Annotated in this window: 14 protein-coding genes and 4 pseudogenes; 5 read left to right on the top strand and 13 right to left on the bottom strand. The window is 68.7% G+C overall.

Annotated elements, in window-relative coordinates; translation table 11 throughout:
• The 5 genes from SMA5143A_RS36620 to SMA5143A_RS36610 all read right to left on the bottom strand — a co-directional run.
• On the bottom strand, positions 1-1,946 hold a 1,946-nt coding region (locus tag SMA5143A_RS36620), incomplete at its 3' end, for a hypothetical protein (RefSeq protein ID WP_146194008.1).
• Between the two features lie 299 nt (positions 1,947-2,245).
• Positions 2,246-2,614 (bottom strand): SDR family NAD(P)-dependent oxidoreductase, encoded by a 369-nt coding sequence (locus SMA5143A_RS36615; RefSeq protein ID WP_107467118.1) that lies wholly within the window; start codon positions 2,612-2,614, stop codon positions 2,246-2,248.
• A gap of 9 nt (positions 2,615-2,623) precedes the next feature.
• Positions 2,624-2,764 (bottom strand): hypothetical protein, encoded by a 141-nt coding sequence (locus tag SMA5143A_RS43280; RefSeq protein WP_181362190.1) that lies wholly within the window; start codon positions 2,762-2,764, stop codon positions 2,624-2,626.
• A 174-nt stretch (positions 2,765-2,938) separates the two neighbouring features.
• Entirely contained in the window at positions 2,939-3,079 is a 141-nt protein-coding gene (locus tag SMA5143A_RS43540) for a DUF6207 family protein (RefSeq protein WP_258193942.1), read from the bottom strand.
• Between the two features lie 65 nt (positions 3,080-3,144).
• Entirely contained in the window at positions 3,145-3,678 is a 534-nt protein-coding gene (locus tag SMA5143A_RS36610) for an EF-hand domain-containing protein (protein WP_308812062.1), read from the bottom strand.
• A 409-nt stretch (positions 3,679-4,087) separates the two neighbouring features.
• Here SMA5143A_RS36610 and SMA5143A_RS36600 point away from each other — a divergent pair, with 409 nt between their 5' ends.
• Complete coding sequence (locus SMA5143A_RS36600) at positions 4,088-4,627, top strand: hypothetical protein (RefSeq protein ID WP_146194007.1); 540 nt, start codon at positions 4,088-4,090, stop codon at positions 4,625-4,627.
• On the opposite strand, the gene SMA5143A_RS44885 is transcribed toward SMA5143A_RS36600, so the two are convergent.
• A complete protein-coding gene (locus SMA5143A_RS44885) occupies positions 4,587-5,606 on the bottom strand; it encodes an NACHT N-terminal helical domain 7-containing protein (RefSeq protein ID WP_375136587.1) in 1,020 nt (339 codons plus the stop codon). The genes SMA5143A_RS36600 and SMA5143A_RS44885 overlap by 41 nt on opposite strands.
• Here SMA5143A_RS44885 and SMA5143A_RS36590 point away from each other — a divergent pair.
• Positions 5,571-5,901, top strand: a pseudogene (locus tag SMA5143A_RS36590) (transposase); the annotation flags it as partial. The gene SMA5143A_RS44885 and the pseudogene SMA5143A_RS36590 sit on opposite strands and share 36 nt — an antisense overlap.
• Before the next feature lie 359 nt (positions 5,902-6,260).
• Here the strand turns inward: SMA5143A_RS36590 and SMA5143A_RS36585 are convergent.
• A complete protein-coding gene (locus tag SMA5143A_RS36585; RefSeq protein WP_258193941.1) occupies positions 6,261-7,448 on the bottom strand; it encodes a M20 metallopeptidase family protein in 1,188 nt (395 codons plus the stop codon).
• 161 nt (positions 7,449-7,609) lie between these two features.
• Here SMA5143A_RS36585 and SMA5143A_RS36580 point away from each other — a divergent pair, with 161 nt between their 5' ends.
• Together SMA5143A_RS36580 and SMA5143A_RS36575 are read left to right on the top strand one after the other, a co-directional pair.
• Positions 7,610-7,912, top strand: coding sequence for a DUF6404 family protein (locus tag SMA5143A_RS36580; protein WP_107467114.1), 303 nt, complete (start codon positions 7,610-7,612; stop codon positions 7,910-7,912).
• A gap of 213 nt (positions 7,913-8,125) precedes the next feature.
• Positions 8,126-10,009: a serine/threonine-protein kinase gene (locus SMA5143A_RS36575; protein WP_107467113.1), complete on the top strand. Its 1,884-nt coding sequence runs from the start codon at positions 8,126-8,128 to the stop codon at positions 10,007-10,009.
• 959 nt (positions 10,010-10,968) lie between these two features.
• Here SMA5143A_RS36575 and SMA5143A_RS44335 read toward each other — a convergent pair.
• Positions 10,969-11,185: pseudogene (locus tag SMA5143A_RS44335) on the bottom strand (glyoxalase); the annotation flags it as partial.
• Between the two features lie 1,128 nt (positions 11,186-12,313).
• Between SMA5143A_RS44335 and SMA5143A_RS36565 the strand changes: the two are divergent.
• The gene (locus SMA5143A_RS36565; protein ID WP_107467112.1) at positions 12,314-14,266 is read left to right on the top strand and encodes an RICIN domain-containing protein; all 1,953 of its coding nucleotides are present in this window, start codon (positions 12,314-12,316) and stop codon (positions 14,264-14,266) included.
• Between the two features lie 45 nt (positions 14,267-14,311).
• Here SMA5143A_RS36565 and SMA5143A_RS36560 read toward each other — a convergent pair.
• The 5 genes and pseudogenes from SMA5143A_RS36560 to SMA5143A_RS44330 form a co-directional block, all read right to left on the bottom strand.
• Positions 14,312-14,593 (bottom strand): annotated as a pseudogene (locus SMA5143A_RS36560) (leucine zipper domain-containing protein); the annotation flags it as partial.
• A 6-nt stretch (positions 14,594-14,599) separates the two neighbouring features.
• Positions 14,600-15,916 (bottom strand): flavin monoamine oxidase family protein, encoded by a 1,317-nt coding sequence (locus SMA5143A_RS36555; protein WP_308812061.1) that lies wholly within the window; start codon positions 15,914-15,916, stop codon positions 14,600-14,602.
• Positions 15,917-16,049: 133 nt separating this feature from the next.
• Positions 16,050-17,528: an APC family permease gene (locus SMA5143A_RS36550; protein WP_107467110.1), complete on the bottom strand. Its 1,479-nt coding sequence runs from the start codon at positions 17,526-17,528 to the stop codon at positions 16,050-16,052.
• 291 nt (positions 17,529-17,819) lie between these two features.
• Entirely contained in the window at positions 17,820-18,131 is a 312-nt protein-coding gene (locus SMA5143A_RS36545; protein ID WP_181362189.1) for a cupin domain-containing protein, read from the bottom strand.
• Positions 18,132-18,371: 240 nt separating this feature from the next.
• A pseudogene (locus SMA5143A_RS44330) lies at positions 18,372-18,524 on the bottom strand (IS5/IS1182 family transposase); the annotation flags it as partial.
• Between the last annotated feature and the right edge of the window lie 5 nt (positions 18,525-18,529).

Below are 18,529 nucleotides of genomic sequence, written 5' to 3'. Positions count from 1 at the left end.
GGGCGGCGCGGGGTCTCGAGGACGGCGGGTGCCGGTGACGCAGGGGCGGGTACGACGACGTACACCGGGTCGGATGAGGCGGTGCCGGTGACGGTCCGGCGGCCCATGAGGTCGTACACGGTCCCCGGCAGGTCGAACCGCACCGGGCTCGGCGCCCACAGGACGGTGACCCGCTCGCCGCGCCCGCTGTCGAAGACGAACCCGGAGACGTCGGTGGGCAGTCGGGGCGCGGTGCCGACGAAGTGGGCCTCGCCGAGCAGCGAGGTGAGGGCCGCGAAGGCGGCGTACGCGGGCAGGGGCTGGAACTCCCGGTCGAACAGGCCGAAGTAGACGCCGTCGTCGTGGAGCGGAGGCCCCGCGAACCAGAACTGCCGCGCGTTTCCGGCGGCCAGCCCCTCCACCATGGAACGGACGACGTACCGCGCCTGTACGACTTCCTGCGCGGGCGTCAGGTCGAGGCGCGGGCGGGCGTCGAGGAAGGCACCGCATTCGGTCATCCACAGCGGCATGCCGGACGCCCCGTGCCGGTGGGCCAGTTCGTGCTGTTCGACCGCCGCGCCCGGGAACTGCGGGTCGTCCTGCTCGGCGGGGTCCGGGTAGCCGTGGAAGGCCCAGGCGTCGGCGTACCGTACGACGTCGTTGTCGAGCATCAGGTCCTGGAAGGTGCCGCTCTGCGCGATGCCGGGCAGTATGACGAGCGGCGGCTGCCCTGCGGTGTCCTCGGCCAGGTCCTCGGCCGCGTCCCTGATGCCGAGCGCGGCGACCTTGACGAACGCGGCGTGGGCGTCGCCGGTGCTGCGCGTGGTGTCGACGTCGGGTTCGTTGGACAACTGGATTGCGTCCGGGGCGGCTTGCGCCAGGCGGCGGGCGTAGTGGTATGCGTGCCGCAGGTCCGCCGGGAGCGGCAGCGACGCCTCGGTCATCGCCCACTCCGGCGCGGGCGAGACCACGTCGAGGACCGCCAGTCCGTGCGCGCCCAGGGCGCGGGTCACCCGGTCGTGGCGCGCGGTGTCGTACGCGCCGGGCTTCGGCTCGGCGGCGGGCCAGGACTGGCCGTCGCGCACCCAGCCCGCGCCCATCTGCCGTAGGGCATGCGCGAATCTGTCGATCCGGGACGGCGGCACCAGGGAGGACACCCAGAGATTGACCCCGAACCGGCTCGCGGCACCGATGACGGGAGGCCGCTGCGGAAGACACGCGAACTGCCCACCGACCCCCTCGGCCTCGACCCGGTAGTGCCCGGGTGGCAGCCGGGGAATCTGGGCGGTCGCCGTCGTCCCGCCCGCGCGCACGTCCGCCAGCCCGGCGGCGACGCGCTGCCCGTGGTGGTCGGTGACCGTGTAGCGCACGTGGCGCGAGCGGGTGGCGCGGCCGGCCAACCGCACGCGCAGCGTCGGGGCGGGATCGCCGTGGCGGTGGATGGGGACCGACACCTCACACGGGACGGGCTGCCCGGCCGGGCGTCGCCGCAGGGTGAGCGTGAAACGGTCGAGGGAGAGCACGTACGCCGTGATGTCGTCGAGCACGACCGGCTCGGTGACGCGAAAGGCGACCGTGTTCTCGCCGCGTCGCAACTCGACCTCACCGATCTCCAGCACGGACAGGTCCCCCCATGCGGGCTGCGACTCGTACCAGTACGGCTGAGAGCGCGCGACCTCGCTGAACGGACCCTCATTGACGCGCAGGTGGAGGTATGAGCCGACCACCTCCGTGTGCGGCGTCTCGACGGGGGCCGTGGCGACGGCGGTCAGCGCGTACACCCCGCCCTCGGGCACACGAACGCGGTACGCGGCGAACCAGCCGCGCCCACCCGGAGCCTTCTCCGCCGTGAGCAGCGCCAGGTACCGCCCCCGCGAGGCACGTGGGTCACGGGCCACCGGGATGTTCGTACGGATCGGGGACTCGCCCTGCACGGTGATGACCACCGGTGCCGCACCGCTTGCCATTGCCCCGGCCGCCCGGCTCGCCCCCACCACGGAAACCGCCGCTGTCCCGAGTCCTGCCACCATCGCCCTGCGCCTGTCGAAGTCCATACGTCCAGCAGACGCGTTGAAGGCGCGGCCGGACGTCGTGCGTGAGGACCACCGGACCCTGACGTGCCTCTCGGGGACGTCCCCGGCATGCCCAGTCAAAGGGACCGGATGTCATCACCGTGGGCGCGTTGCGTCACAAGCCCACGGAGCACACGAAGGAGGGGAACCCCCCGGGCCACAGGGTCAGGCACTCGAACAGGGCTCAGCAAAGCTCACGGGATGTCGCACGTCAGGTTGCGGTGCAGCCGCCGTCGACGGCCAGGATGGATGCGGTGACGTAGGCGGCGGCAGGCGAGGCTGCCGCCCTTGCCGGCCGCGTAGGGGGCCAGGGTTGGAATGCCGACCGCACCGGCGATGGAGGACGTCATGGTGACCGACCCGCCGCTGCCCTGGGCCATCCAGTGGCGGGCGGCGGCCTGGGCGGGCTGGAAGGCGCCGCGCAGGGTTTCCGTCAGGATGCGGTCCCACTCCTCGGGGGTGTACTCGACGGCGGGTTTGATGATGTCGATGCCCGCGTTGCAGACGAGGTCGTCGAGGTGCCCGAAGACGTTTACCGCCGGCCACCGGGCCGCGGGCCAGATCTGCGTCGGTCACGTCGCCGGCGAGGGAGCAGCGATCCGGGGCCGCTCCCCGTCGGCCTGCGGATACTGCTCGCGCAGTGCCTTGAGCGCGGCGATGGTCTCGGCCTCGTCGTAGCCGTTGACGAGGACGCTCGCGCCCTGGGCCGGCAAGGTGCGGGCGATGGCCAGCCGATGCCGCGGTTGGAACCGGTCACGACGGCCGTACTGCCGGAGAGATCGAGAAGATTATTCATGTCAGGCTTCTTCACTCCGTGCCTCGGTGCGGCCGGGGCGGTTGCTTTCCCGCGCGGCCACCGCCCGGTCCAGGCACAGGGCGGCGGCGCCCTACGGGCCGGGTGCCTGGCGCAGGTCGGACAAGCACCGAAGCCGGACACCGGGCTCGCCGGGTTCGCGGGTCGAACCGGCCCCGACCAGGGCACGTGTCCCAGGGGGCAATGCCCAGCGGCGCCAGGGTGACTTCTCCACCGGGCACCTGGGCGCAGGCGGTCCCGTTCGCCAAAGACGCGGGCGCCGTGCCCGGGAGGTGTGGGTCAGGGGGTCGGGAGGGTTCGGTAGGCGGCTGCCATGGGGGAGGAGCCGGTGGTGACGTAGTCGTGAATACCGGCGAGGTAGTCGTCGCGGTCGATGAGGCCGTCGCCGTCGGTGTCGAGGTCGTCGAAGGCCTGGCCGGCGTCCGCCTCGGTGTTGCTGGACGCCACGCGCAGCCGGGTGAACTCCTCGCGGGTGAGCCGACCGTCGGCGTCGTGGTCGGCGATGTCGAAGAGTGAGCCGAGGGCCGTTCGGCAGGACCGTTCGAAGGCGTCGTGTCCGGCCCAGGTGCGGTATTCCTCGAAGGTGACCCGTCCGTCGTGGTCGGCATCCATGTCCGCGAAGACTTCCACGTGCGCGGCGCGTGCCGTGTGCACCACGGGGTCGTCGGCGCCCCGGCCCATGGCGGCTGCCGCGCGGTCGACCCGTGCGAGGTATTCCGTGTGGGTGATGGCGCCGTCGCCGTCCCGGTCGAGCATGGCGAAGATGCGCTGCTTGGCTGCGTCGGTCATGGTGGCGGTGGCTTGCTCGGGCACGGTGCTGTTCCTGTCTGCTGCGGGGCGCTTGCGCCGGATGACACCGCCAAGATCATCACGTTTGCACGGCGGCCGGGCTCCGGTCCACCGGCCTCTCACCCGAATTGCTTACCCGGCCGTCGAGTACACGCTGGTCACCCCTGAATGTCCTTTACACCTCGGGGACCCAACGACAGTTGCATACGAAAGCCCACCAGTGGAGGCCGCTACCGGGCCCTCGCCGAGCCCGGTAAACAGGAGGCGTATCCCGAAGCCGTCGCCCAGGCGCACGCCGACTTCGCCGACCTCTCGATCCGGCCGCCGGTCCCGAGCCTGGCCGACCGCCGGCTTCGAAGAACAGCCGGTGCCCAATTGCGCATGCCCTAAAGGACAATTCACACCCCCATGCGCCTTCCGTACCGTGCGCCCCATGAGAAAACGCCTCATCACCACAGCCACGGCAACCACCGCGGCGGCGGCCGTCCTGCTCACCGCTGCCCCCGCCAACGCATCCATCCACAAGACCAAGCCCAAGTCGTGGAACTGCGGCTTCGACGACGCATGTACCAAGAACACCCGCAGCGGGCCGGGATCGGCGAAGGTCTACCGCTGGTACCTCGGGGACTTCGAGGACACCCTGATACGCGTGGGCAACCGCAAGTACGGGCTTGAGCACATCAAGCGCGGCGGCTCCACCGGCAACAAGGCCAACCACCCCTACAACGGCTACGCGATGCGCCTGTGGGACAAGGCCATCAACAACTTCGCCAAGGGCAGCAAGGGCCACGTCAACAATGTGTCCACCACCCACACCTACAAGTACGGGCGCGGGAAAAAGAAGCGCACGATGTGCGTGGTCACCATGGGACGTGACCTCAAGCTCGACGGCAAGAACTACGGCCTGACGGGCATCTGGACCGCCTATTGGGTCAAGGGGCACGTAGGCTGGAAGGGCTGTAAGAAAGGCTGACCAGGCAAGGGGGCGCGGGGTGAATCCGTGGCAGGAAGGGGACTGGGTGGTGTCCACCGTCCCCACCGACACCCCGGGCGACCTCGTGGGCCAGGTCGTCATGATCACCGCTCATGACGAAGTCCTCGTCGACTTCGAAGACAGCAGCGGCGGATACGCGCCCGGCGAACTCGCCCCCGCCCCCGGTACCGCCGAAGACTTGGCGGCGCTGCGCACGGCCCTGCTCCCCTACCGGCGCCTTGAGGAGGGCCGCAAGCAGCCGGTCACCGCCACACCCGAGGAAATCCAGGCCATCGCCTTCACAGACCAGAGCGCCGACAAGGTGCACGCCGCAGGCACTGAGGGGCGGCGCCTGCGCCTGCTCGACATCAGCGAACGCCGCGCCGACTTCACCCCGCCCGCCCCACCCGCCCCACCCGCCGGTGACTGGTATGACGCCGCATGCCCGCCACCCGCCGCCGCACCCGCGCACATGCACCTCGCCTGGTCCCTGAAACAGACGTGCCGCTTCGCCGGCGCGCAGGGCGACCTGCCCGTACTCCTGGGCTGCGAGACCTCTCCCGCCTACGACACGGCCGACCTGCTCATGTCCTACCGGGCCCGCGTCTGGCGGGTGCGCCTGCCGCTGGTCTGGCCCGAGCCCGCCGACGGCACAAGCGGCCCCCTGCACGCCCTGGCCTTCCACCTGGACGAGTTGTTCACCGACGGCCAGGCCCTCAAGGAGACCCCGCCCCGCCGACGCCGCCCTGGAATTCCATACGCGGACGGCAACGTCATCCATCCTTTCGGCGCCCCCGTCGCACAGTGGTAGCGTGAGGCGGAACGCAGCGAGCTGGTGCTGGAGACGGGGTGCCTCTCCGAGGCGAACCGGCAAAAACTTTTCCTCCAGGGCCTGGAACCAGGCCAGGACGACGATCACGGTGTGAGCGGCGTGCAGCTGTGCAAGAACAGCTGGCAGCCGGCCGAACAGGCCGGCCACTCCACCCTCGACGGCCTGCAGCACCTCCTCGCCGGATCGATGCGGGAGCCCGATGACATCCGCGACGACCTCCAGGAATACGTCGCCGCCAAGCTCGGCGATGCCGACGGTGCCCTGATCATCGACGACACCGGGTTCATCAGGAAGGGCAACACCTCCGCCGGGGTCCAGCGCCAGTACTCCGGAACCGTCGGCCGGACCGAGAACTGCCAGATCGGCGTCTTCGCCGCCTACGCCTACGCCTACGCCTACGCCTTCGCCCGCGGCCGGCGCCCTGGTCGACCGCGAGCTCTACCCCACCGGGTTCCTCGATGGGAGGGGTTCCGGGCCAGGGCTGTTGCCCGTACGCGCGGGCTTGAGTGCCTGCCTCGTCTGCGGTAGCGGGGCAGCGGTCATGCGGTCGGTGGGCGACCGCGGCGGCGTCCAGCTGTTCGCGTGGGTCCCCTCATGCATCGACCGCGCCAGGACACCCCACGACTCACGGCGGCCGACGGCCGTCGGTACTGTCCATTCGGACTCGTGACCTGCTGCCGGTGGCATCGGTGTTCGACGGGGCCGAGCCGGGCGTGTGAAGCCTCAGAGCCCATACGCCGGACGCGGATTTTTTTGCATCTCATGTTGGCGAGGTGCGCTGCCCTGCCGACCGGGTGCAGTTCAGGCGAGGGCATCGAGACGGTGTGACAGGAACCCTGCCATCGCGCGGACCCCGATCCCGATCGCGTGCTCGTCGGCAGCGAAGTCGGGGGAGTGGGGTACCCCGTTGATGCCCGTTTCCGGGTTGGCGACGCCGAGGTAGAACATCGCTCCGGCCACATGGTGCAGGAAGTACGCGAAGTCCTCGCCGTTGAACGGATACGCCGCGTGCAACACCATGACCGCGTCCGCACCCAGGGCGCCTCGCAGGTACGAGGCTGCCGCTGCATTGAGCTCCGGCGAGCACACCATGGCGGGCAATGGAGGCTCGGTGAACTCCACTCGCCCACGGGGCAGCGCATCCACCCAGCGCCGCACCTCCTCACGGACCTCGGCGTACCGGCTCTCAGGCCAGGCCCGCAGATAGGCGTGCACTCTCGCGCCATCATCGCCCGAGCTCGAACGGGACAGGGCGTAGACGAAGCGTGCCAGCGGGCCGTCCGGGGTCTGCATGTCGTCCATGAGCTGCTGGAGCTGTCGGGGCGCCTGCGGGCGCCCGACAGTCGACAATCCGTCGATCATGGCGACGAGCCGCCTGGCGTCGTCGGCGGCGCCCGGCCCCGCCAGCTCGATCCGGAAGCGGTCTTGCCCCGGCTGCCCGGGCCCGACCGCGAACGTGCCGACGGGATTGGGGCCGCAGTGCAGCGCATAGATCTCCTGCGGCGCGGTCCGCTCCAGGACACCGTCCTCGATCATCGCCCGGGCGCCCTCGCACGTCTCCTCGGCCGGCTGGAAAACGAAGACGACGCGGCCGTTCAGCTGCTTCCGCAGCCGTGCGAGGACCAAGGCGATACCCACCCCGATCGCCGTGTGCAGGTCGTGGCCGCACAGGTGGGCCGCCCCCGGGACCTGCGAGGCGAAGGCACAGTCGAACATCTCGTTGTCGTCGACCGCGTCCATGTCGGCCCGGTAGGCGACGGTCGGACCCTCACCCACACCGTCGAGCACCGCCACCACACCGTGGCCACCCACCCCCGTTACGACGGCCAGACCCGCGGCGCGAAGCCGCTCGGTGACCAGTGCCGATGTGCGCCGCTCCTCACCGGCAAGATCGGGGTGCCGGTGGATGTCGCGGCGCATCCCGATGAGCTCATCGTCGATCTCGGTCGCACTCTTGTCGATCATCGCGTGGTCCAGCGCAGAAGACATGCGCGGGAGGCTACACGAGCTGATCTTCAACCTGGCCTAGAAGTTGAAAAGGCTCACTGTCTGAGCCGGGGTGGTCAGGCCAGCAGGCAGCAGGCAGCAGGCCATTGCCTGGCTGCGAGCTTTCGGTCGGTGCAGCCGATCGGCTGTCATATCCTTCCGCCGTGGCGAACCGGCGGCGGTCTCTGGCGGATGGGTTCTGGGCTTTGGACCGGGCCCTGGGTGGGCAGCGGCGTCCGACACGGATCCAGAAATGGGTGGCCCGACACCCGATCGGCACCGGCCTCTGTTTCGCTGTGCCCTTCACCCTCTTCCTCTTGTCGCTGTCGCGTGAGGAGGAACCGGCCGATCCCCTGTTCGCTGTGATGTTCGGGCTGCTCATGGGGCTTGTCTTCGCTCTCACGGCCGCCTCAGAGCGGCTCCGGCAGCGTCGGCTCAAGCGTCTGGGAATCTGGGACGGATCTTGAGAGGGGCGGGCCCGAGGGGTTGGGCGGCCCCTCGGGCCCCGCGTGGTCGAACGTGTGTGGGTCAGCCGGCCTTGGTGGGGAGCGGACAGCGCGTCCAGCGTGAGCGCTGGCGGTGGATTTCTCCGAACGATGCGGAAGCAGATGACGTCCGTCCCTGGCCGGGTCTCGTGAAGGCGGCCCTATTTCCGTACGGCTGTGCGAGGATCCGCAGCCATGAAGCCACTGGCTCCGGAGGACCCCTCGCACATCGGCCCGTATCGCCTCATCGCCCGGCTGGGTTCGGGCGGGATGGGGCGGGTTTACTTGGCTCGCTCGAAGGGCGGCCGTACGGTCGCGGTGAAGCTGGTGCACGCCGACTTCGCGCTGCACCCGGCGTTCCGGCGGCGCTTCGCCCGTGAGGTCGGCGCCGCGCGGAAGGTCGGCGGTGAATGGACCGCGCCCGTACTGGACGCCGACACCGAGGCCAAGAACCCGTGGGTGGCCACCGGTTACGTACCCGGGCCGCCGCTCAATCAGGTCGTGGACGGAGACTTCGGCCCGCTGCCGTCGGCTTCCGTGCACGTTCTCGCTCATCGCCTCGCCCTCGCGCTGCAGGCGATCCACGAGGAGGGGCTGGTCCACCGGGACCTCAAACCGGCGAACATCCTGTTGACCGTCGACGGCCCCCGCGTCATCGACTTCGGGCTCGCCCGGGGATACACGGCGAGCCTCGGCGGCAGCCTCACCGAGCCCGGGACCGTGTTGGGCACCCCCGCCTTCATGTCGCCCGAGCAGGTGCGTGGCGAGACGCTGACCCAGGCGAGCGACCTCTTCTCCCTCGGCTCCGTCCTCGTCTACGCGGCAACAGGGCGGCTGGCATTCCAGGGTTCCGAACCGATCAACGTGATGTACCACATCGCCCACGAGGACCCCGACCTCTCTGGTATACCGGACGAACTCGTCGACCCGCTCGGGCGGTGCCTCGCCAAGAGCCCGGAACAGCGCCCGTCGTTACGTGAGTTGCTCGACCTCACCCGCCACGCTGTGGCCCGGGCCTGGCTCCCCGCGGAACTCCTCGTCCGCCTTGGCCGCGACGCCGCCCGTCTTCTCGACGCCGAGGCCCACCTCGCGGAGTCCGAACCGCTGGCTGCCGTGTCGGTGCCAACTCACGCGACAACCTCCCACGACTTACGGGCTTTCGACTACGACGAAGTAAAAGGTCCCCGGCGCGACCTGCTGGACGTGCCCGAGGCGGGGATCACCCCGCCGAGCATTCGGTCGGCGGCGGAGCCGAGACGACGACCCTGGTTGCGCTGCGCGGGCGCAGCGACGGCCCTCGCCCTGGCAGGAGCGTTGCTGGTCGTACCGTCGTTACGGGGCCTCGCAGAGTCCGCCGAGAACGCGGATTCACTGCAGGGCAGCTGGAACGGAAAGTGGATTCTCGAAGAATGGTCCTGGGAGATCCGGCTCACCGCACGCAGTAACCTCGTGGCAGGACGATCCGTCCACTTCATCATGTCGCACGGCTCCGTCACCTGTTGGGGAGAGAGTCGGGTCCTGTCCCGCGACCGCAACACGGTTGTGCTGGGAAAGCCGAGATGGATCGACACACTGCCCCGGACCGACTCGGAAGAGACCTGCATTCTCGGTGACCGGCAGACGCTGTCCGTCCAGCAGAACGGAAGTGCGGTCTGGAAGTGGTCAAGACCTGGCGTGTACGACAAGTCGACAATGCACGAGGTCGAAGTCACGTTGACCACGGACGGGCAAGAATTGTTGCCCGCCGCGTATTCCGGCACATGGGACGACGGACGGGGCATGCACTTGACCATTCACGGGGACGCGGTAGACGCGGCGGGGAGTGTCTCGGTGCTGGACACCCGCTCTGGTGCGCGCTGCGTCTGGCACGCGAACGTGTTCACCGTCGAAGCGAACCACGACATCCTGTACGGCCCTCTCTACGTGGACCGCGAGGTGTCCGACAGATCCTGCCGACGCGCGGGGCTCCACCGCGCACGTCTCTCCCCGGACGGCTACACGCTCTCCGTCTCTCTCTACCAGGAGGACACCGAAGCCGCCCCGACTTCCGAGACGGCCCAACTCCAACGGGTGGGCTGACAACGGCTGACACAATGAGGTGGATCGGCGCTGATGGCCTTTGCTGACAGGGCAGTTGTGCGTTCGGTCTGTTGTGGGGATGTCGCCATGGATCGTGTCGGATGAGCTGCCCGGCTCGCCGGATGCCGCCGCCTGAACCGACGCCACGAACAAGGCCGAGCACTGCCTCGCCTTCGTCGGCATGGCCGCCACCCTCATCAGCTACCGCCGACCGACCAGGTGAAACCACGGCGAAGGCTACGCGCGCAGCAGGAGAAACGGTCCGGGTTGATGCCGAAACTGCCGTGTCAAGCGAATCAGTAGCAGGCAGGCGAAGGAGACCGGCGGTACGGGCGGCAACCGCTTCGGCATGCGGCGGGATGTCTTCGTCCACGAGGCCTCGAGCCAGATGCAGGTGAAGGGACTGGAGGGTGGCAAAGGTGTTGAACGCCCAGACCGGGGCGGGCCCGGGGCCTCCTCCGTCCAGGGCCTCCGCAATCACGGTCAGCCAGCCGGTGGCCTGCTCGAGGTTCAGGCCGGGGGCCTGGAGGATACGCAGGAGCGCCCGCGCAAGCCTCGACATCGGCGGCGACAAGTTCGAGCTCTGGATTCTACGTGCCGTAATTCCCCTGCCATGCCGGCTCGCGATGCACCCGTCTCATCGTGAGTGCACGGCGTGAACACCTCTGCCAGCTCTTCGGTGACGCTGTACGAGCCGGAGCATCCGCTCGCATGGCGGCAATGAACGCAGCTCGCTCCGCTTCTTCAAGGCGGAGACAGCCACCGCCCAGAAGCTTCAGATATCGCCGAGACGTAGCAGGGCGAGGGCCGCCACGAGAGGCGCCCCAGAGCCTCCGGCTTGGTTCAGAAAATCCGAAGCGCACCTGAACTGGTCACTCATCACCATGATGACCCACGCCTCACCCGCAAAAGCCCCCGCACCAGCCACTGGACGAAGAAGACGCCCTGATCATGCGGCGTCAGCAATCGCGGACAGGTTCAAGGAACTCGAGCCGACTGCCCAGCTTGTCGGACGCATAGAAGCGGTCGTGGCCAGGAAAGTTGTCATCCCAGGTGACGCTCACTCCTTTGTCTTCCAACCGCTTGGCGAGCCGCCTGGAGCGAAATCACAAGGATGCCCGGATGCGCCTTCCTGTTCGGGCGGAAGTCCTCTTCAACCCCCAAGTGAACCTCCAGCAAGCATGATGGCCGCCGCCCTGTCGATCTACTGAAGAGCTGATCCGATCTCCTGGATGAGCGGGACGGCTACGTCCGGCTGCGCTTCGATTGCCCGCCGCGCCACCGTCTTGTTCACCTTCTTCGCCGATCTGGAGCGACGCGAGGGCGGCCTGTAGAAGCTCGGCGTCCTTCGCCGCGAGGGAGTCGGCCTTGCTACTGCTGGGATTCCGGCTCGACTCCCCATGTGGGGAGTCCGTTCCGAGGGAGCTGATGTTGGGGACGCCGTCGGCCTTCTCTTCGCCAACGGCCTCCTCCGGAGCCTCCAGGAGTCCGCGGACACGACGGCCAAACTTCGGCGGCATCCGCGTCCTTCGGGAGGAAGCCGAGGTCGTCGACCACCTTCTCGACAAGGCTGTCGCTGTCGCTGTGAAGCGACCGCATCCGCGAGGTCATTCGCACCGGCGCCTCACTCCACCATGTGCCCGACGAGATCACGGGGTGCTGGCCGTCCCGCATACGCGCACCGGCGCGAAGCTGGAGTTCCCGGCCGGGCCGTCCCGCTGCGCCGCAGCAACTCGCAGGTCGTCAATTCTGCCGAAGCTCCGGACCTCGGCGGCACGGCCCGAGGCGGCATCCGCAGAGCGCAGCCACCCTCTTCACTCGACGCGTCAAGGCGAACACATCCGATGAATCGCCCCACTCAGTCCTGCTCGCGAACGCGCCTGTCGGGTGCGATCTCGGCTTAGTCTGCGAATTTCTGTCGAAACCCTAGACAGACGACCGACCGGTGTCCGCTAATACATCCAATGTTGTTCCTCTGAACACACGCACGTTCAAGGCCGGTCATGGCCCCGCGTGCGCTGTCCTGTGAGTGCCAGGAGAAGACCTTGTCAGAGCCGATCATCTGCCGAAGGGGCCGTTCGTCGGCATGGCGGTCACCCACGGTGGGCTTCGCCGTTGCGCCCGGGGCCCCGTATCGAACGGAAGACCTGCTGCCCAGCGCCTGACGTCCGTGCCGGGGCCGAACTCAGGGGGTCGGTTCACCTGGCGGGCCGGCCTGTACATGGCTCCGCGCGACGGCGATCGCGTCGCGAATCTCCCGGCACGTCATCGCCATCCATGCCATTCGATCCACAGGAGTAGGCCATGTCCTCATCGAGAATGACTCGCCGTACGTTCCTCGGCGCGGCGGGTGCGGCGACCGCCGCGACCGCTCTGCCGATCGTCCCCGGTTTCTCCGGCCTTCTGTCGCAGGCGTCCGCCGCGGACACCCAGACCAACCTGAGCCGGATGGTCGACATGCGGTTCGGCATGTTCAACCACTTCAGCCTGGGCACGTTCACCAACCAGGAGTGGGCGGCGCCCAATCAGAGCCCCACCCTCTTCGCTCCACCGAGTGTCAACTGCGGGCAGTGGGCCGACGCGGCGGCTGCCGCGAAGATGAGTTACGGCATCCTGACCACCAAGCACCACGACGGCTTCGCGCTGTGGCCGAGCGCCTACGGCACCCAGAACGTCGCGAACAGCTCCTACAAGCAGGACGTGGTGAAGGCGTACTGCGACGCCTTCCGCGCGAAGGGGCTGAAGGTCGGGTTCTACTACTCGATCTGGGACCGCACCTTCGGTGTCGAGGCATGGGAGAGCCGGCACAAGGTGGCCGGGCTCGAGATCACCGATGCCATCCAGCCCGCCGACATGACCTTCATCCTCGGTCAGATCCGCGAACTGTTGACCAACTACGGCACCATCGACATGTTCATGACTGACGGTTACGCGTGGCAGATGGGGCAGCAGGCCGTCTCCTACCAGCGGATCCGTTCACTGGTGAAGGAGCTCCAGCCCGACTGCGTCATGATCGACATCGGCGGACTGTCGGAGCCCTTCCTCAGCGACGCGATCTTCTTCGAGGAGCCGCTGGGCGTCACGGCGCCCGCGGGCAACACCTACGCCGGAATGCAGGGACAGACCATCAGCAACGGTTGGTTCTGGCACCCCTCCACCCCGACCGAGGGCCTCATGAGCAAGGACACGATCCTCTCCCACCTGGCCGACCTGGAACCGAAGTACACCTCGTTCATCCTCAACTGCCCGCCCAACCGCAACGGCCTGCTGGACACCAACATCGTCAACCGCCTCGCCGAGGTCGGCGCGGTCTGGAGCCCCGACACCTCCCGGCCGCCGCTGCCCACCCAGCCCTTGCGCGCCGAACACCCCGTCACACCGGTCAACGCGTACGCCACCGCCTTCCACACCGGCGAGGGACCACTTAATGCCATCGACGGACTCAGCGACATCCGCTACGAGACCTGCTGGTCGACGTGGGGACTGCCTTCCCCCCTGCCCCACTCGATCACCATCGATCTGGGCGGGGTGTGGAGCAACGTCTCCACCCTGGAGTACCTGCCCAAGCAGTGGGGCCGCAACGACTCCACCGACGGCGACATCACCTCGTACACCATCTCCACCAGCACCGACGGCACCAACTTCACCCAGGTCGCCACCGGCACCTGGGCCGGCAACCGCAAGACCAAGGTGGCCGAATGGCCCGCCCGGAACGTGGGTTTCGTACGGATCCAGGCCACCGCGGCCACCGGCGGCTACGCCAACATCAGCGGCGTGAGGATCGGTGGCCGGTCGGCCGAGCCGGCCCTGGTGTCCACCACGCTGCCGGGCGACGGCACCGTGTACCGGCTGGTCGCCCGGCACAGCGGCAAGGCCGCCGACGTGCAGAGCGGGGGCACCGCCAACGGCACCAACGTCCTCCAGTGGCCCTGGCTCAACAAGACGAACCAGAAGTGGACCTTCAGCAACACCGGCGACGGCTACTACGAGATCAAGGGTGTGGGCAGCGGCAAACTCATGGAGGTCGCGGGTCTCTCCCGCGCCGACGGCGGCAACGTCGGCATCTGGTCGGACGCAGGCGCCCCCCAGCAGCACTGGGCCGTCACGCCCACCGGTGACGGCCACTACGTCCTCATCAACCGCTACAGCGGCCTCTGCCTCGCCGTCGACGAGGGCAGCACCGCCGACGGAGCCAACATCGAGCAGCAGCCGTACGCGTCACTGACGCGGCAGCAGTGGCAGATCATCCCCTCCTGACCTGCCCTCCGCCTCCTCCTCGGCCTGCTGCGGGGAGCAGCGGGGCACGCGGTGCACGGTCGAGGGCACCAGCCGCGGCAGGTCCGCGATGCGGGCCGATGATCCCCAGCGGCGCAGGACACGAACCCTGATGATCCGGTGCTCGGTGCGGTTCGGGCTTGAGCGCCGGCGGGAGGAGCGGTCGCACATTCCGGCCTCGCCGAACTGCCGGTGGCGGCCGGCCCACCGCCGCGCTGTCGTCGAAGCGACCTGGAAGCGTTCCGCGGCGCGGTTGAGGGGCCAGTTGTCCTCGACCACGCGGCGGGCCGGACGCAGACGCCCGGTCAGTGCTCGTCACGAGGACGCGGTGCGCCCCGCCAGCTGCGCCCGAATCCGGTTCGCCGTGACGAGCGCCCGCTCGATCGCGCCGTCGATGTATCCGAGCCAGGCGGTGGCGTAGTCGCTGCCCGCGAAATGGAGGGGGCCCTCCGGCTTCTGCAGCTCGGGGATCGCACCGGTGAGCTGTCCCGGACGGAGGTTGGCCCACGTGCCGGCCGAGTAGCGGTCGTTGGTCCAGTCGTGGCCGTCCACGGCGAGTACCTCCGCGTCCGGCAGCCACAGACGGAGGGCCGTCTGGACGGCCTCGCGATCCTCGCGGCCGATGCGTGAGGCGTCGTTGCCGAAGAGGACGACGAGGGTGTCGCCCTCGACCTCGTACTCGTACTGCGCGATGGCCAAAGGCGAGTCGGCAGGGGCGGCGAAAGCGAGGAAGGGTGCCACGCGACCGCGGATGCGCGCCCACAGCTTGGTACCGCGAGAGGGCTGGCCCTGTTCGATCGCGGCCCGTTTCAGGTCGGGCAGTCCGGGCCGGAAGGTGATGGCGGACAGGGTGTTGAGTGGGGCGGTCACGATCACGGCCTTGGCGTGGTAGACGTCGCCTGCGGCGGTGCGTACCTTCGCGCCCTCGTCGACCGTGGTGATCTCCACGACCTCGGTGTCGAGTGTGACGGTCGCGGTGCTGTCGGCCGCGATCGCCTCGGCGAGGGCGCGGGTGCCGCCCTGGATCTTGAAGGTGGCGGCGGCCTCCAGGTCGGTCGCCGCGTCCCACTGGCTCAGCGCCATCAGGCGGGCGACGTGCGCGATGCTCACGTCCTCCGGGCGGGCTTGGAAGCCGGTGGCGCAGAACGCCTCGGCGATCAGACGTGCGTCCTCGCCGAGACGCAGTGCCTTGAGGCGGTCGGCGATGGTGACCAGATCGAGTTCGGCGACCAAGTCCCCGGCGAACAGCGGGTCGAAGGCGCGCGGGAGGGCGCCCCTGGCTCCTTCGACCAGTCCGCTCAGGCCCTGCTCCAGGAGTTCGATCCCTTCGTCAGGACCGAACTCGCGGGGGCCGTCCGGGGCGGCCACGAGGAATCGCCGCGCGTCCGGGCTGGGCGTGACGTCAAGGCCGTAGCGAGTCAGTTCGGCCCAGACATGCGGCTGGAGGGGGTGCACCCATGTGCCGCCCAGTTCGATGTCACGGCCGAGTCGGTTGTCGGTCCAGGCCCGGCCACCGATGCGGTCGCGGCCTTCCAGGACCGTGACCTCGGCTCCGCTGCGGGACAGCTCGCGCGCCGCGACGAGACCGGCGAATCCTGCGCCGATGATGACGACGTCCGTTTCGTAGGGCAACGTTCGGTTCCTTGTCGTCGAAGTTGTCGTTCTTGCTCGGCGGAGCCGGTCAGGCCGTGAGGGGCTGTGCGGGTGGAGTTCGGTGCCGGGCGTCATGGCCTACGCCCGGCATCTCCTCCGGCGGTCCCGGAACTCAGGCGGAAGCGGGCGCCTCCTCGGCGGTCACCGGCGCTGTGGGCGAGGCTGCCGCTGTAGGTCGCCGACGCGCGTATCCCAGCGCCACACCCCCTGTGAACACGACCACGACGGACAGTTCGAGGACCAGGGCGGTGGTGCCCGAGGCGCCGATGAGGATGGTGAAGTTGTTCAGGGCGAGCACGGTGGCGCCCAGGAGCAGCGCGACGGATGCGATCGGGGCGATCAGCGTGTTCCACGGCCGGGTGTCGAGCCGCGTCCTGCGGAAGAAGACGACGACCGCGACGGACGTGAGGATGTACAGGAGCATCAGCGACAGGACCGCGACACCGCCGCCCCAGGTCAGCAGCGTCCGGACTGGGTCCTGACCGGTGAGCGCGAACGGGACGACCAGGCAGACGGTGACCACGGTCTGCACAAGACTCGCGGTGTAGGGAGCCTTCTGGCGGTTGGTGCGGGACAGCCACAAGGGCAGGACCCCCGTCTGGCCCAGGGAGTGGAAGTAGCGGTTGATGCCGTTGTGGAACGCGAGGATGCCGGCCAGCAGGGACGTGGCGAGCAGGACTGCCAGGACGTCCGCAGCCCAGCCGCCGAGGGTGGCGCTGATGGGGGCGAACACCACCGAGGTGGCGTCACCGCTCTGCAGGGCGTCGAGGGCCACGCCCCGCACCTTGCCCGCACCGTAGTAACTGACGAACATCCAGGACACGAACGCGAAGAACACCGAGATCAGCGCCACGGACAGGTAGGTGGCGCGGGGAACGGTGCGCACCGGGTCCTTGGCCTCGTTCGAGTAGATGGCCGTGGACTCGAAGCCGAACATCGAAGCGATGGCGAAGGTCAGGGCCACACCGGGCGCACCGGCGAAGAACGCACTGGCGCTGAACGAGTGGAGGGGGTCCAGCCCTTGGGGGCCACCACCGGTGAACAGCATGTACACCGAGAACACGAGCAGCAGCGACACCTCGGCTATCACCAGTGCCGCCAGCAGTTTGGCGCCGAGCTCGATGTTCAGCGATCCCAGCAGCTGTACCAGCACCATCGTGGCCAGTGCCCAGAGCCACCAGGGGAGGTCCACAGCAAAGTACTGCTGCCCCAGGCCCCGCATGGTGACCCCGTACAGGCCGTACATGCCGGCCTGGGTCGCGCTGTAGCACAGTACGGCGACTTGGGAGGCGCCCACGCCGAGCGGATGTCCGAGCCCCTGCGTGACGTAGCGATAGAAGCCACCCGCCTCGGTGACGTGCCGACTCATGGCGATGAAACCGACCGCGAAGAGGCCGATCATCACTCCGACCAGCAGGTACGCGGCGGGGGCGCCGCCGCCGTTGCCGAGGCCGAGCGGTACGGGCAGGGTGCCGGCGATACCTGTCAGAGGGGCTTGTGCGGAGAGGACGAAGAAGAGAATGCCGGTGACGCCGATCGCCCCACGGCGCAGATCGGTGGCGCGGCCCGGTGTCGGGGACTGCTCGGTCATGAGGGCTCCCGGAGGGAAGGACGGGTACGCGGTGCGATGTGTGCGGGGCAGGAGCCCGTGGAAGTCTGTGGATGAGGACGCCCGTGGGGCGCTGTCGCGAATTCAGGTGGCCGTGGGCTGGGAGCGCGCTCGAAGCACCTGGTACGGGATCACGTCGGGTCAGAGGTGCGCCGTGATCCTTCATCGGCGTATGACGTCCACGCCGCTTTCCAGGGCACCGTCAGGCTTCGCCGGTTGGCCGGCGTGGCCCTCCGGTCTCGCTGCCCATCCTCAAGCACACGAAGCAGCAGATCAGGCGACGAGGAGCCTGCTGAACGGGAAGCTGAAGTGCCAGGCGGACCGTGTGTCCTCCGGGAAGTAGGCGATGTCTCCCGGCTTCAGCGTCACGTCGTCGCCGTCCTCCGTGACGATACGGACCGAGCCCTCCAGGACGTGGATAGTCTCCTGCTCGTGAAACAGATACTGCCCGCTCTTGGGCAGCTGGCCGACCTGCACCGACGCGATCCCGGACCCGCCCTCGCGGATCGAGTGCATCTCACCCGCCCGCTCGTCGCCTTCACCGAACGGCTGGAAGTCGTCCACGTCGACATGGGTCGTGTACATCAGCATGCTCCTTCGCTGAGTGGTGACCAACACTGTGATTCCGGCGGAGGCAGTGAGGGTGCCGTTGGGTGCACGGCGTTCCGCCACTGGATGCACGTCCGGTGTCCGGGACTGAAGCTCCAGCCTCGGCCGGTCCAACGTTGCTTCCCTTGCCGCATCAAGTGCCAATTGACAGCGGCGAGTTGCGACCCAAAGGGCGAGGGCCACTCCGGGATGAGTTTCGCAACGCTCCGGCGGGGGCTGATGGGCCCGCACGACGGTGGGGTCGACCGACACGGTCCAGCCGATGTCCTGGACGGCGTCCGCTGCCGCGAGCACAGTGGCGAGGATCTGCTCCCACGTGCCGTCGCCAATCCGCCTGATGAGCCGTTTGTGAGCCGTCTGGAACGAGCCGAGTC

It is taken from the genome of Streptomyces sp. MA5143a (genome assembly GCF_900290235.1).
In the GTDB taxonomy this organism is placed as follows: domain Bacteria; phylum Actinomycetota; class Actinomycetes; order Streptomycetales; family Streptomycetaceae; genus Streptomyces.
Note: the sequence above shows the minus strand (reverse complement) of the source record. Positions and strands in the feature narration are given on the sequence as shown.

Bases quoted from the DNA above. Each gene is read 5' to 3' on its own strand.
- SMA5143A_RS36600 (WP_146194007.1), top strand. From the start codon at position 4,088: ATGAGAAAACGCCTCATCACCACAGCCACGGCAACCACCGCGGCGGCG.
- SMA5143A_RS36565 (WP_107467112.1), top strand. From the start codon at position 12,314: ATGTCCTCATCGAGAATGACTCGCCGTACGTTCCTCGGCGCGGCGGGT.
- SMA5143A_RS36575 (WP_107467113.1), top strand. From the start codon at position 8,126: ATGAAGCCACTGGCTCCGGAGGACCCCTCGCACATCGGCCCGTATCGC.
- SMA5143A_RS36585 (WP_258193941.1), bottom strand. From the start codon at position 7,448: ATGTCTTCTGCGCTGGACCACGCGATGATCGACAAGAGTGCGACCGAG.
- SMA5143A_RS36545 (WP_181362189.1), bottom strand. From the start codon at position 18,131: ATGTACACGACCCATGTCGACGTGGACGACTTCCAGCCGTTCGGTGAA.
- SMA5143A_RS36550 (WP_107467110.1), bottom strand. From the start codon at position 17,528: ATGACCGAGCAGTCCCCGACACCGGGCCGCGCCACCGATCTGCGCCGT.